We start from the raw sequence: 14,257 nt of genomic DNA on the forward strand, positions 1-14,257 counted from the left end.
TTGAACTTATTAAAAAACTCATTCAACGCGGTGTTCTCGGTTTGTATTACTTAATTTACTTCAAATATCCAGTTTTCAATGAACAAAGTATTCTCTTGAGAGTATCCTCTAATGTCAAAGTCATAACCTGACTCTTCAATTATTGAGTAGACCTCTCAAAACTGAACAAAGTATGAAACAACCAGTGTAGTCTCCGTAATATTCCTTAGAAAGGAGGTGATCCAGCCGCACCTTCCGATACGGCTACCTTGTTACGACTTCACCCCAATCATCTATCCCACCTTAGGCGGCTGGCTCCAAAAGGTTACCTCACCGACTTCGGGTGTTACAAACTCTCGTGGTGTGACGGGCGGTGTGTACAAGGCCCGGGAACGTATTCACCGCGGCGTGCTGATCCGCGATTACTAGCGATTCCGGCTTCATGTAGGCGAGTTGCAGCCTACAATCCGAACTGAGAGAAGCTTTAAGAGATTAGCTTAGCCTCGCGACTTCGCGACTCGTTGTACTTCCCATTGTAGCACGTGTGTAGCCCAGGTCATAAGGGGCATGATGATTTGACGTCATCCCCACCTTCCTCCGGTTTGTCACCGGCAGTCTTGCTAGAGTGCCCAACTGAATGATGGCAACTAACAATAAGGGTTGCGCTCGTTGCGGGACTTAACCCAACATCTCACGACACGAGCTGACGACAACCATGCACCACCTGTCACTTTGCCCCCGAAGGGGAAGCTCTATCTCTAGAGTGGTCAAAGGATGTCAAGACCTGGTAAGGTTCTTCGCGTTGCTTCGAATTAAACCACATGCTCCACCGCTTGTGCGGGCCCCCGTCAATTCCTTTGAGTTTCAACCTTGCGGTCGTACTCCCCAGGCGGAGTGCTTAATGCGTTAGCTGCAGCACTGAAGGGCGGAAACCCTCCAACACTTAGCACTCATCGTTTACGGCGTGGACTACCAGGGTATCTAATCCTGTTTGCTCCCCACGCTTTCGAGCCTCAGCGTCAGTTACAGACCAGAGAGCCGCCTTCGCCACTGGTGTTCCTCCATATATCTACGCATTTCACCGCTACACATGGAATTCCACTCTCCTCTTCTGCACTCAAGTCTCCCAGTTTCCAATGACCCTCCCCGGTTGAGCCGGGGGCTTTCACATCAGACTTAAGAAACCGCCTGCGCTCGCTTTACGCCCAATAAATCCGGACAACGCTTGCCACCTACGTATTACCGCGGCTGCTGGCACGTAGTTAGCCGTGGCTTTCTGGTTAGATACCGTCAAGGGATGAACAGTTACTCTCATCCTTGTTCTTCTCTAACAACAGAGTTTTACGATCCGAAAACCTTCTTCACTCACGCGGCGTTGCTCGGTCAGACTTTCGTCCATTGCCGAAGATTCCCTACTGCTGCCTCCCGTAGGAGTTTGGGCCGTGTCTCAGTCCCAATGTGGCCGATCACCCTCTCAGGTCGGCTATGCATCGTGGCCTTGGTGAGCCGTTACCTCACCAACTAGCTAATGCACCGCGGGTCCATCCATCAGCGACACCCGAAAGCGCCTTTCAAATCAAAACCATGCGGTTTCGATTGTTATACGGTATTAGCACCTGTTTCCAAGTGTTATCCCCTTCTGATGGGCAGGTTACCCACGTGTTACTCACCCGTTCGCCACTCTTCTTTTTCCGGTGGAGCAAGCTCCGGTGGAAAAAGAAGCGTACGACTTGCATGTATTAGGCACGCCGCCAGCGTTCGTCCTGAGCCAGGATCAAACTCTCATAATAAAAGTTAGAACAATCTTGCGATTGTTAAGCTCAATTTGTTTGCTAGCATATTGCTTGCTTGTTAAAAATGTTTGTTGTCTTGAATCAATCAAGACGCCCTACACATTTGGTTTGTCTTACTTTGTTCAGTTTTCAAAGGTCTACTTGAATTGCCGTAGCAACTTTTATATCATATCAGAGTGACAAGTGAATGTCAACTGCTTTTTAAAAGTTATTTTCGATTTCATTTTTTAGAAATCTTTCAGCAACTCGTATATCATAACTTATCTTTCGTTATTCGTCAAGAACTTTTTTTGAAGTTTTTCTTGATTAGATCAAGCTTTTCAATAGGTTCTTTTAAAACGACTTAGTTATCTTATCATGCGGTCACCCACACGTCAAGAATTTTTTTTAAAGTTTCTTTTAGAAAATAATCAAAGCCATTTTTCTCAAATCAACGTTGTTAAATTTACCATGTAAGACAGCAAGCGTCAATAGTAATTTTTAGTCTAATTTTGTCCCAGATGGTCGGTTCAAAAAGCAATTATTCGTCTTTTACACAAAAGTACTGGCGCTATCTGATATATTTCCAGAAAACAACAAGAATTTACTTAACATTCATGCCAATCCAGCCTAAAATGAGTAGAAAAAAGAAACTTGAAATAAATTCGGCTCTATACTTTTTGATGTTGGTGAACTTCGCCAACATCTTTTTTGTATAAAAAAATATAGAAAAGACACCCTGAAATCCTTTAGAATTAATTTGGCTACCAATTCATAGGAGGATTCAAGATGTCTCATACTCAGCTTATCAAAGATACCCTAAATATTCTAGACCTAAATATCTATTTCGAGGAAAATTGTTTAACTAAAGAAAAATATAAAGGGCAAATTTGCTTGATTTACAAAGGAACTCTTCTGTACAAGCCAGAAGAGTGTCCCCATTGTCTTTGTGTCGTCCCCTCTAGGATCATTCGTTGGGGGACGACAACCGTTCGGTTGTTACTGAATGATGTGTCTGAGTATCGCACTTATCTGGAGTTGAAGAAACAACGATTTAAATGTAAGTCTTGCCAAAGAACATTCGTAGCGGATACCTCTGTTGCTGAAAAACACTGTTTCATTACTCAAAAAGTTCGTTGGTCTGTTATTGCTCGCTTAAAAGAGAATACTTCCATGACGGAAATCGCTCGTCAGAAAAATATTTCCACTTCTTCGGTCTATCGTGTCATGAAGCGATTCTACCGCCCATTGAATCCTTTCAAACAGACTTTGCCAAAGGTCTTATGCTTTGATGAATTCAAATCGGTTCGAAGTGTTGCCAGTGCAATGAGTTTTATCATGATGGACGGACAAAGCCATGCATTATTGGATATTGTCGAAAATCGACGCTTGCCTTATTTAGAACGCTATTTTTCTCGGTTTTCATTAGCGACTCGTGAAGCCGTTCAATTGATTGTTATTGATATGTATGCGCCTTATGTTTCGTTGGTGAAAAAGCTTTTCCCGAATGCTCAGTTGATCATCGACCGTTTCCACATCGTCCAACATATTGGCAGAACTTTCTTGAATCACCGAGTGAAAGAAACCACTGTACGACTTAAAGGATCTTCTCAGTCTCAACGAGGACTAGGGAAAAAAATGAAACGTTATTGGAAACTCCTACAAAAAGAAGAAGCAAAGTTAAACTATGAAAAACGGGTTTGGCGTGCCAGTTTTAAAGATTATTTGACTGAAAGTGAGATTGTCGATCGACTGTTAGCTGCTTGTCCCAACTTACGCCAAGGCTATCAGTTATACCAAGACATTCTTTATGCGGTAAAGAAAAGAGATCAGTCACTATTTGAGGATTGTTTAACTAGAGACATTAGCGGTCTGCCTGAAACCTATACAACCACTTTACGAACGTTTAAAAATTTTCTGCCACAGATCCAAAATGCGCTTCACTACAGCTATTCAAACGGACCATTAGAATGTTTAAACAACCACATCAAAGTATTAAAACGCAATGCGTACGGCTTTCGCAACTTTTACAATTTCAAACTACGGATCATGATTCGTCATGGCAAAACATTTTTAACCAAATAAACAGAACAGAAAGAGGGTTTCTTCTTTCTGTTCTGTCCAAATTATTCTAAGATTTCTCTTTACCAACATCATTTGACAAAGAGCCATAAATTCAAGTTTCTTTTAGTTTCAACTATTACATCAAAAGAAAGGAACCCCTTCAACTTCGTAAGTTCCAAGAACAGAACGCATTTGACCTGAGTCTTCCCAAAGATATCCTTCGCCTAATTTTTCACTTTGGCTCTTTTGCTCTGTTTCAAAAACAAATAATGGGATATTCTCATGGTTAATATGTGTATTCGTCAACTCCATCAAGTCAATCTTACTAACATCAATATGAACAATTTCTTTCAAAAAGCTAAGTATGTTTGCTAAACCAGTCTTTTCCTCTGAAAGTTCTGCTAACGCAAACTCCAGTTTATCATCAACTGAATGGACTAAAAACTTTTTCGATCCATCCTCCAAATGCAACATGATTGTTCCAGCGACTCTTTTGCTTGCCAAAATTTCCACCTCGATCAATTTGTTCTATGGCTTACGTAAAAATTCTAGCACATTTTCAGAAAAAATACACTTTTTATTTCTTATTTTCTTTCTGTTCTAATTCCACCAAAGCTTCACTTACCCAGATAGGAAGTTGCTCTGCAATGGTCGCAAACCCAATTTTTTTGTTTTTATTTGTAAAATATCTCTTTCTTCGATACGGAATCACGGGGCTTTTTTTCTCTAATGTACGCAATGACAAACTGATTTTTTTTGAATATTCATCAATATCAATGATCTGAACCGTTACTGGTTGGCCGACTTTTAACAAGCTATGAATACTTTTTGTATAACCTGACTGTACTTCTGAAACGTGGATCAACCCTTGCGTTTCTTCGTCTAAAGACACAAATGCGCCATAAGGCTGTATTCCAGTTATTTTTCCTTTGATTATTTGTCCAATTTTATATGTCATGTACTTCCCTCTCTTCGCATTTATCATTATACTGTAAATGTTAGAAAAAAAGAAGTTCTGAGAAGAATCAAAAAATGGGGGCCATCAAATGAATGAATTTGATAAAAAAATTGCAAGAAGAAATACGGAAAGCGTCAAATGGGATTCGATAGCGCAAACTTATCATGCGAACGATCTGTTACCATTATGGGTTGCAGACATGGACTTTTTGTCTCCTACCAGTGTAAAACAGGCATTTGAAAAGTACGTTTCACATGGTCTTTTCGGGTATTCGATCATCAGCGACGAATTGTATCAAGCTGTGATTGATTGGGAGAAAGAGCAGCACGATGTCTCTTTAGCCAAAGAAAATATTACCTTCACTAGTGGGGTATTAGCTAGTTTAGCGGTTGCTATCCAGACATTTACTGAAGTAGGCGATCGTATCTTGATCCACGATCCCGTCTATCCTCCATTTGCATCTATTGTGGAAAATAACCAACGACAACTCGTACGGAGTAAATTGATAGAAAAAGACCATAAATTTATGATGGATTTTGAGGATATGGAAGAAAAAATGATTACCGAAAACGTGAAAGTAATGATCCTTTGCAATCCACATAACCCCGGTGGTCGCGTATGGACGAGAGAAGAATTGATTAAAGTAGCCGCTCTTTGCTTAAAACATGATGTTCTGCTTTTTAGCGATGAAATCCATCAAGATTTAGTTTTTGCTCCTCATACATTTACTTCAATGCTTACTATTGATGAATCTTTAAATGATTCTTTGGTCGTTTTCACTTCTGCTACAAAAACATTTAACTTAGCAGCGATCAAAAATTCAATGGTATTTATAAAAAATCCAACGTTAAAAGCAGCGTTTGAAAAGAAACTCGTGATGAATCAACAGCATGAGGTGAATACATTCGGCTTGATCGGTACCAAGGCAGCTTACGATACTGGTTCGGATTGGCTAAGCAAACTTCTCCCTTATTTAAAAAACAATGCAGAATTAGCCCAAGATTATTTCAAAGAAAACTTGCCTGGAGTACGCGTGATGATACCTGAAGGAACCTATTTGATGTGGTTGGATTTTTCTGCTTATGAAGAGGACGACCAAACTCTAGAACAGTTACTGGTAACAAAAGGAAAAGTAGTATTGAACCCTGGAATTACTTTTGGACCTGCTGGCCACTCGCATATGCGTTTAAATCTTGCATGCCCTAAAGAAGTGTTGTTGGATGGATTGGAACGAATCAAAAAAACATTTGCCTAATAAAAAAGTCGAAGCAGCGTAACGCTGCTTCGACTTTTTATTCTTATTCTGAAATCTCAATTGTTTCAATTACAACATCGTGAACAGGTCGATCTTGTGGGCCACGTTGCGCATTTGCGATTTCATCCACTGTGTTCATGCCGTCAACGACATGTCCAAAAACAGTATGACGGAAATCAAGCCATGGTGTACCACCTTTTTTATACGCTTCGATGATTTCAGCAGGGAAACCTGCCCCTTCTAATTGACCAAGCATATTTGCAGGTACATTTTCATTATTTACGATAAAGAATTGACTACCGTTCGTATTTGGTCCTGAGTTTGCCATAGATAAAGCGCCACGTAGATTGAATAGCTCGCGGCTGAATTCATCCTCGAAACTTTCACCATAGATACTTTCGCCACCCATGCCTGTTCCAGTTGGATCGCCACCTTGGATCATAAAGTCTGGAATAACACGGTGGAAGATTACACCGTCATAGTATCCTTTTTTAGCTAATTCGATAAAGTTTTTGACAGTTTTTGGTGCTAATTCAGGAAATAATTGTACCGTGATTTCTCCTCGATTGGTTTTAATAACTGCTTTTGGACCCTTCTCATTTGCTAGATTCAATTGTGGGAATGCCATAGTATTTTCCTCCTAATGTTTATTACTACAAATGCAATAATAACATATTCTATCTAGTCACTGTTAAATGAAACACAAGAAAAATCAAAAGACTAGATTCCATAGTTTAAAACGATTATATACCTTTTCCTGAAATGTGGATACTTATCTGCTATTTGCTTATAAGCGGGTCTTATCCTCGAAACAAGTATCATACTCGAAGCACTAGTATTCGTAAATATCACATCTCTAACTGAACGAATAATTCTCTCAATAAGCGAGAAAAATTTTTATTGCTGTTTTCAAATTCATTTATTTTTAACGGTTAATCTATTTGAGAAGAATTCTCAATTAAATTCTGCTATAGTGTGACTATGGGGAGGAATCATTTTATGGAAATCTACGATATTACAATTATTGGTGCTGGTCCAGTAGGTATGTTTGCAGCCTTCTACGCAGGTATGCGACAAGCGAAAACAAAGATTATTGATAGTTTACCTCAATTAGGAGGGCAATTATCGACACTTTACCCTGAAAAATATATCTATGACATTCCTGGGTACCCGGCAATCAAAGCGAGTGAACTGGTAGGAAATCTTGAAAAGCAATTGACAACGTTCAATCATACCTTTCAATTAAATGAAGAAGTTCTTTCAATCACGAAGGATGAAGATATCATTGAAATTACTACAACAAAAGGAATCCATTATTCTAAAGCAGTAATTTTAACTTTGGGGAATGGCTCTTTTCAACCTAGAAAATTGAATTTACCTGATGCAGCCACTTATGAAAACCATGGCATTGATTATTTTGTAAATGATTTGATGAAATATGCAGGAAAAAAAGTCGCAATTGCTGGTGGCGGCGACTCCGCAATTGACTGGGCTTTGATGCTTGAACCCATCGCAAGTGAAGTTTATTTGATCCATCGGCGTCCAGAATTTAGAGGCCATGAACATAGTGTGAACCTATTAAAGTCTTCTTCTGTCAATCTATTGACTCCCTATCTTATCGAGAGTTTGTCTGGCGAAAATGGTGAATTAACAGATATCCGTTTGCAGATGGTCAAGAGTGATGAAACAATCGATTTGATGGTTGATTCCTTAATTGTTAATTACGGATTTACATCGAATCTCGAACATCTCGCTACGTGGGGGCTCGAAAGCTCAAGAAATGCTATTGCTGTAAATTCCGATATGTCTACTTCTGTTCCCGGTATCTATGCGGCGGGAGATATCTGCTCTTATGATGGGAAAGTAAAGTTGATTGCGACTGGTTTTGGTGAAGCTCCAACTGCTGTTAACAATGCGCTACATTTCATCAATCCTAAAGAGCGGGCACAACCTGGGCATAGTACAAGTCTATATGACAACACGATGCGAAGAAAATAACTATTTTTCAGATGATATGAGTACAACCTGACAGGGCTATCTCAAATGATCATTTTTTACTTTTTCATCCGAATGAGCTACCATTAACTCGATAGAAAATGGTAAAAAAGGAGGAACAACATGGTTATAAAAACTGAAACTTTAGAAGAAAAAGCACGGGATCTATTGAAAGAGCGTGGCGTAGAAACAGCTGACATTGCAGAATTAGTGATGTTTTTACAAAAAGATTATATCTCTGATCTTACTTTGGCGGATTGCATCGAAAGCATCAATGCTGTTTTAACGAAACGGGAAGTGCATAACGCGATTATCACAGGTGTTCAATTGGATATCTTAGCTGAAGAAAACAAATTGATGGCTCCTTTACAACATATTATTGAAGATGATGAAGGACTGTATGGGATAGATGAAATATTAGCGTTATCGATCGTGAATGTCTACGGAACGATTGGTTTTACGAACTATGGCTACATCGACAAAGTAAAACCTGGTATCCTAAAAAAATTAAACAGTCATGATGGAAAAAACGTGCATACATTTTTAGATGATATCGTGGGAGCGATTGCTGCTTCTGCTGCTAGTCGTCTCGCGCATCAAGAACCAGAAAAGCGGAGCCGATTAACTCAATAATACAAATCTATACGAAATAAATGAAAGCTGAAACTTGATCGAAAAAAGGAAGGAACTCTACTAACGTCTATACGTTGTGTGAGTCCTTCCTTTTTATTTTTCTTTTTTTAATTCTCTTTTTCCAATAAAAATGAACAATGCAAAAAACAGTTCAATTAAAACAAAAAACAAAATAAAACTATGCATAAAAAACTGTTCTGGCAATACATTGATGATTGGATCAGTAGCTGGATTGAATAGCCAGTCTTCATTATTAAAAATGGTTTCATGAAAAAGAATGAAGAAACGATCGAATCCTATCGCCATGAAAAAACCTAAGACGATCGGTATGAACATGCCAATCTGGAATGGGCGGATCAAACGCCAAAATCGTTTATTTTTCTTCAAGTAAACAAGAAAATAAATACTAGGTATCAACGTAACGGCCAAGACAAGATAATCGATCAGAAAAAGCCGTTTGACTTCGAAAAAGTGATGCGCACCACTTGCTGATACTGGAAAATCAGGTAATCTTAATCCTTTTTCAAACGGATTATTCAAATATCCCATCAAATGATCAAAGTTCTTTAACAATGTATCCTGATCAAGCGTTGTATATCTTAGGATATTCAAATGATCGATATCAAACACATACAATGGGCGAAAGTTGATGGTTATAGCAATAGCTAAACTGATCAACAGGAGGAACAAGCTGATTATTCCAGCATATTCTCCCCAGATCCATCTCTTATTTTTCATATTAGAAACTCCAGTCGTCTAAAGAATCCAAGACATGCGTAGCCGGAATCGGCAAATTGGGAATATCCTCTTTCTTCGTAAAACCAGATAACACTAATAGCGTATCGATACCATTACGGATACCTGCTTGAATATCTGTTTCATAATTATCCCCAACCATGACTACTTCTTCTTTTTTCAGTCCCAACTGCTCCACTGCTTTATCCATGATAATCGCTTCAGGTTTGCCAATGTAAATGGGTGGTGTCTGTGTAGCTGTTTCAACAAAAGAGATCACAGAACCAGCTCCCGGTAGCAACCCGCGTTCTGTTGGGATATTTTTATCTGGATTCGTTCCAATAAAAGTCGCACCCTTTTGAATAGCTAAAGTTGCTTTCACAACCTTCTCATAAGTTAAATAATTATCTAGACCAACAACAACATAATCCGGATCTGCTTCCTCCCACTCGAAACCTGATTCTAAAATCAAATCGATCAGACCAGCTTCGCCGATCACATATACTTTATTGCCCTTGTTGTCAGCTTTCATATAATCGATTGTCGCAAGTGTAGCTGTATAAACAGTTTTTGGTTCAACGTGGATATCAAATTCATTTGCTAATCGGTTGGCGACTGTTTCTGGGCTCTTAGTTGTATTGTTGGTCACAAAAATAAACGGTAGGTTTCTTTTTTGCAACTCTTCCACAAAACGTTTACCTGCTGGGATCGGCTCTGTTCCGCGATAAATTGTTCCATCTAAATCAATCAAGTATCCTTTATAACTCATCTCTTCACTACTCTTCCCTTTGTCTTATCGTAAAGTTCGTATTTGATTTTGGTTTTGGTGTATTCACTTTTGGTTTTACTGTTTCTTTGTTTGTTTGGTTTGTATTTCTTTTTTTGATGACTGGTTTTTTGTGATTTGAAGCTACGGGTACTTTCTTCTCATCAATATACGCCCGACCTTGGTTTTTCTTTTTTCTGCGACGTTGTGTACTTTTTTCTTTTTTGCCACCGATTCGCTCGATAACAAAATAAGCACAACCAAAATTGCAATATTCATACAAATAATCTTCTAGAGAGTCAATTCGTTGTTCTGGATGAGCACGCCTATTGTCTTCACGGAAAAAACCTTTTAATCTTAACTGTTCATAGCCCCAGTCACCAACGATATAATCATACCTAGATAATACATCACTGTATCTTTCACCTAATTTTTCAGAATCAAACCCTTCACGATAATTCGTTACAAGTCGATACTGTCTTTCACCAATCAAAAAATTGGTTTCATCTAAAAAAGTAATTATTTCTCCTTTTACTTTTTCTGGTTTTGGTTCCTCAATGATTTCTTCTATGACTGCCGTAATCTCTTCTGTCACAGTCTTATCTTCACTAGTTTCTGTTATGTTTTTTTCTTTTCTTTCGGATTCAACGTTTTGTTGCTTTTTTTGTTTAGCCGACATGCTTTCACCACCTATCTTTCACATTATACCTTGTTTTTATTTTATTGGATAGTAAGCATTTAGGTAATTGCCTACGACACTTCGAATAAATTCTGGAAATAAGAACTCATTTTCTCCTGCAATTTCAATTGTTGGGAAAAAAGGAATGAACATGAAATGATCAACCGTAGTAAACGTGTACTTTTTTTCCAAGTCTATTGGTTTATTCAGCCAATAGACTTGATGATTTATCGCATCATATGAAATACCGCTATAAACGATCTGACCAAATATCTTACCTCGAAATCCCATTCCTTTCATAGGAAAGTTCCGTAAAAAAGCTCGATTTTTTTCAATTTCTAATACTAAACGTATCAGATCACTTCCTTTGAGCGTAACATTCAACAGATGCATTGGATGAGGTAATGCCGTGTGGAGTTGATCTTGGTCTACGATGCCCTCTGGGATACTGGTTAAAAACAACCCACTGTTTAAGATAGCACCCTCCGTTTTCCCTCTATATTTAATTGCTTCTAGTGCTTCATGGATAAACGAATATTCGTCATAGATATCTAGTGATAATTCAAAAGGGATCTCTGCCACTTTTTTCTCTGCTAACAACTGATGGCCTCTGTTCAAATATTCCTCGATTTCTTGTTCATCTTCGGCAAAAGACGTCATTGAATCAGTAGGTATCGCTTTAGCAGAGTGAGCAATGATCTTTTTCTCTTCATCGATCGTTAAATGTACTTCACCAACATATTGTCCATACTTGCCTGCCGCAGCCAGTTGAACAGTATTGATTACTCGCCCCTCTTTAAATAAATGATGGGTATGTGACCCTAAGATAACATCAATAGCAGGTAAATCCATCGCAATTTGACTATCGTCTTGAATCCCTAAATGACTCATCAAAACCAAAACGTCCACAGTTGATCGTAACTCTTCAACAAGTTCTGGCAAGATGTCATAGGGATTACGGATATCCCAACCATTCGGACTATAAGTCAGAGGAAAAGGTGCAGTAAATGCAATCAATCCGATTTTGGTATGCCCGGGCGTTTCGATCACTTTGAAACGTTTTGCCCATTTTGGTGGCTGTAACGTGTTTTTATCAAATAAATTATCTAACAAAATATCAAAGTTCGCTTGATCGTATAGGTGATTCAATTCTTTCTTAGCATTTCCCACACCTTCATTGTTTCCTATCGTCGCCGCGTCATAACCCACTTCATTCATCAGTTCAACATTTGCTTGACCATTTGTTGCTTCTGATAATGGATGCCAACGATCAGTAAAGTCACCGAGATCAACTGTGATCGTCGTTATCCCTTTCTTTTCGTTTTCTCGCTTTTTTTGATCGATGAACCGTCTGATTTTTGGCCAATTTTCTAAATGTGAATGTAAGTCATTGGTATGTAAAAGAACTATATTTTCCATTTTATTTATTCGCCTCGCTTTACTTAATAATACCATAGGGGATTTGAATGTTCACTTTGAAGGGATTCCTTTAGCCAAGTCTCTCTTTCATTTATCAGCTGATTCGACATACATAAAAAAGAGCTGGCCCAATGAATGGGACAACTCTTTCAACTTTTCGAATAAATGGCTGCTATTAATGGATGTGCGGTGGACTCAATCGAGCATGTACCACGCTCGCTACTTATTGGTCCCAGTTACCTGGCATAACTACATTCTCTTATCCACTATGTATAAAATACAGATAAATTGCAAAAAAAAAATACGGATAAATCAACTGATTTATCACGCTTACGATCAATCTATTCAATCAGACACATGGCGGATCCTGCTTAGTGCTGCTTCCTTCCAGATCTGACACGCTTCACAAGCCCACCATTGTCCTAGCCTTTCGGCAAAGATTATTATAACTCATTTTCAGTAATTTGACCAGACTTTTTTGCTTTCTTTTTTCTTGCACGAAGTTCTCGGAAAAAATCTGTTAAGAGTTTCCCGCAGTCCTCTTCTAAAATACCGCCTTCGACAAAAGCTTGATGGTTAAAACGTTCGTCTTCAAGAAGGTTCATCAATGTACCCGCAGTACCACCTTTTGGATCAAACGCACCAAAATAAACTTCTTTTACACGTGAAAGAATCATTGCCCCACTGCACATCGGACAAGGTTCTAAGGTGACATATAGCTGTGCTTCTTCTAATCTCCAGCTTCCGACCTTTTGACACGCTTCTCTGATAGCAATCATTTCTGCATGAGTCGTAGCATCCTGTGTTGTTTCTCGTAAGTTGTATCCTCGCCCGATAACCTCATTGTCTAGTACAACGATTGCCCCGATCGGCACTTCTTCTAATTCATGTGCTTTTTTCGCTTCTTCTATAGCCAAACGCATCCAATATTCTTTTTCTTGCACTTTTTGTTCGTCCACTTTTAAAATTCCTCTGCTTTTTATTTCTTGATTAACTGTAGCATATGTCAAAAAGGTTGTAACTAGCTTTTTTTCTTATGGTAAACTATAGGAGAGGTGAATCCCATGAATATGACCAAACTGATTGAACTTTATCCCAATGCGCAAAGAAAGAAACATCCCGCTTCTGATGAAAAGATTCTTTCTTTGTTGATAGAAAATGAGTTCTTATGGATTGAAAAAAACTCTTTGTCTTCTCAGGAATTAAATCTTTTGGAAGCGCTATTCCCTAATACGATCAACGCAGCTACTCATGTATGGTATCAGTTTCTCTTTGAAAACAAGCCTATTTCTCTAGATAACAGTTACCGTATCATTCAATTACACGTTACACCTAGAACTGGCTTTCTCAAAAAAGAGTGGCAAGAAACTATCCGCGAAATGTTCTTTTCTCTCGAAGATTTTTTCTTTTATACTGAGACAGATGCACTGATTATTGAAAAAAAAACAAACGGGCTATCTTGATGTTACTGAGCTTAATGGGATTTTTCTTTCGCTTGATACTGACTTTGATATAACCACACAAGCATTCGTTGGAACATTTCATTTACCTACACAAGATCTTCCTGATTTGTTTTTTGAAGAGCGAAAGATTTTCTTACAGGAAAAGCAACATTTGGGTGCCTACAATCGTACCACTACATTGTCAGAAATCGCTCTCCAACATTACACAAGAGAAACAATCAAAAAGAGTTCCTTGATGCATAGCTATCGAGAAGTACTAAAACAAGCAGAAATGGAAGGAATCATCTTGGAGCTTTGGCGAAATCTAGGAAATATCAGCTCTACCGCTAAAGCGTTGTTTCTCCATCGAAACACGTTGAAATATAAAATCGAGAAGTTCCAAGAACAAACCGGATTCAATTTAAAAGAAGCAAATGATCTCCTTTTTTGCTATCTTATTCTGTTGCAAAACTGATTTCTAAAACATACTAAGATTAGAGGGTAAATTCATCGACGGATGAAATTACCCTCTAACGCTCTTTTAAGCGTATAGTTGGTTG

At 38.6% G+C, this 14,257-nt stretch carries 12 protein-coding genes, 1 rRNA gene, 1 other RNA gene and 1 pseudogene; 5 read left to right on the forward strand and 10 right to left on the reverse strand.

From position 1 onward, the window contains the following. Window positions 1-209 precede the first annotated feature (209 nt). Window positions 210-1,769: ribosomal RNA gene (locus CJZ72_RS02110) — 16S ribosomal RNA — on the reverse strand. Between the two features lie 771 nt (window positions 1,770-2,540). Here CJZ72_RS02110 and CJZ72_RS02115 point away from each other — a divergent pair. Continuing rightward, entirely contained in the window at window positions 2,541-3,836 is a 1,296-nt protein-coding gene (locus tag CJZ72_RS02115) for an ISL3 family transposase (protein WP_095443582.1), read from the forward strand. A gap of 120 nt (window positions 3,837-3,956) precedes the next feature. On the opposite strand, the gene CJZ72_RS02120 is transcribed toward CJZ72_RS02115, so the two are convergent. Both CJZ72_RS02120 and CJZ72_RS02125 read right to left on the reverse strand, forming a co-directional pair. Beyond that, entirely contained in the window at window positions 3,957-4,319 is a 363-nt protein-coding gene (locus CJZ72_RS02120; RefSeq protein WP_005876724.1) for a hypothetical protein, read from the reverse strand. A 73-nt stretch (window positions 4,320-4,392) separates the two neighbouring features. Then, window positions 4,393-4,773 (reverse strand): CvfD/Ygs/GSP13 family RNA-binding post-transcriptional regulator, encoded by a 381-nt coding sequence (locus tag CJZ72_RS02125; protein ID WP_081135787.1) that lies wholly within the window; start codon window positions 4,771-4,773, stop codon window positions 4,393-4,395. Window positions 4,774-4,861: 88 nt separating this feature from the next. Between CJZ72_RS02125 and CJZ72_RS02130 the strand changes: the two genes are divergently transcribed. Beyond that, on the forward strand, window positions 4,862-6,028 hold the full coding sequence (locus CJZ72_RS02130; RefSeq protein WP_005876720.1) for a MalY/PatB family protein: 1,167 nt from the start codon (window positions 4,862-4,864) through the stop codon (window positions 6,026-6,028). A 43-nt stretch (window positions 6,029-6,071) separates the two neighbouring features. On the opposite strand, the gene CJZ72_RS02135 is transcribed toward CJZ72_RS02130, so the two are convergent. Then, a complete protein-coding gene (locus tag CJZ72_RS02135) occupies window positions 6,072-6,656 on the reverse strand; it encodes a peptidylprolyl isomerase (RefSeq protein WP_005876718.1) in 585 nt (194 codons plus the stop codon). Between the two features lie 371 nt (window positions 6,657-7,027). Here CJZ72_RS02135 and CJZ72_RS02140 point away from each other — a divergent pair, with 371 nt between their 5' ends. Further along, the gene (locus CJZ72_RS02140) at window positions 7,028-8,026 is read left to right on the forward strand and encodes an NAD(P)/FAD-dependent oxidoreductase (protein ID WP_081135785.1); all 999 of its coding nucleotides are present in this window, start codon (window positions 7,028-7,030) and stop codon (window positions 8,024-8,026) included. A gap of 120 nt (window positions 8,027-8,146) precedes the next feature. Then, on the forward strand, window positions 8,147-8,656 hold the full coding sequence (locus tag CJZ72_RS02145; protein WP_005876714.1) for a phosphatidylglycerophosphatase A family protein: 510 nt from the start codon (window positions 8,147-8,149) through the stop codon (window positions 8,654-8,656). Window positions 8,657-8,749: 93 nt separating this feature from the next. On the opposite strand, the gene CJZ72_RS02150 is transcribed toward CJZ72_RS02145, so the two are convergent. The 6 genes from CJZ72_RS02150 to tadA all read right to left on the reverse strand — a co-directional run bounded on the left by CJZ72_RS02150 (window position 8,750) and on the right by tadA (window position 13,214). Further along, a complete protein-coding gene (locus CJZ72_RS02150; RefSeq protein WP_081135782.1) occupies window positions 8,750-9,394 on the reverse strand; it encodes a TIGR01906 family membrane protein in 645 nt (214 codons plus the stop codon). A gap of 1 nt (window position 9,395) precedes the next feature. Next, the gene (locus CJZ72_RS02155) at window positions 9,396-10,160 is read right to left on the reverse strand and encodes a TIGR01457 family HAD-type hydrolase (RefSeq protein ID WP_081135779.1); all 765 of its coding nucleotides are present in this window, start codon (window positions 10,158-10,160) and stop codon (window positions 9,396-9,398) included. Window positions 10,161-10,167: 7 nt separating this feature from the next. Further along, window positions 10,168-10,836: a YutD family protein gene (locus CJZ72_RS02160; protein ID WP_081135776.1), complete on the reverse strand. Its 669-nt coding sequence runs from the start codon at window positions 10,834-10,836 to the stop codon at window positions 10,168-10,170. Between the two features lie 36 nt (window positions 10,837-10,872). After that, a complete protein-coding gene (locus CJZ72_RS02165; protein ID WP_081135774.1) occupies window positions 10,873-12,255 on the reverse strand; it encodes a bifunctional metallophosphatase/5'-nucleotidase in 1,383 nt (460 codons plus the stop codon). Window positions 12,256-12,597: 342 nt separating this feature from the next. Then, window positions 12,598-12,684, reverse strand: an RNA gene (ffs, locus tag CJZ72_RS02170) — signal recognition particle sRNA small type. 14 nt (window positions 12,685-12,698) lie between these two features. Continuing rightward, the gene (tadA, locus tag CJZ72_RS02175) at window positions 12,699-13,214 is read right to left on the reverse strand and encodes a tRNA adenosine(34) deaminase TadA (protein ID WP_375813220.1); all 516 of its coding nucleotides are present in this window, start codon (window positions 13,212-13,214) and stop codon (window positions 12,699-12,701) included. Between the two features lie 105 nt (window positions 13,215-13,319). Between tadA and CJZ72_RS02180 the strand changes: the two are divergent. Beyond that, a pseudogene (locus CJZ72_RS02180) lies at window positions 13,320-14,172 on the forward strand (helix-turn-helix domain-containing protein). Window positions 14,173-14,257: the final 85 nt, after the last annotated feature.

Origin of the sequence: Enterococcus durans, assembly GCF_002277935.1 — a bacterium.
GTDB classification, from domain to species: domain Bacteria; phylum Bacillota; class Bacilli; order Lactobacillales; family Enterococcaceae; genus Enterococcus_B; species Enterococcus_B durans.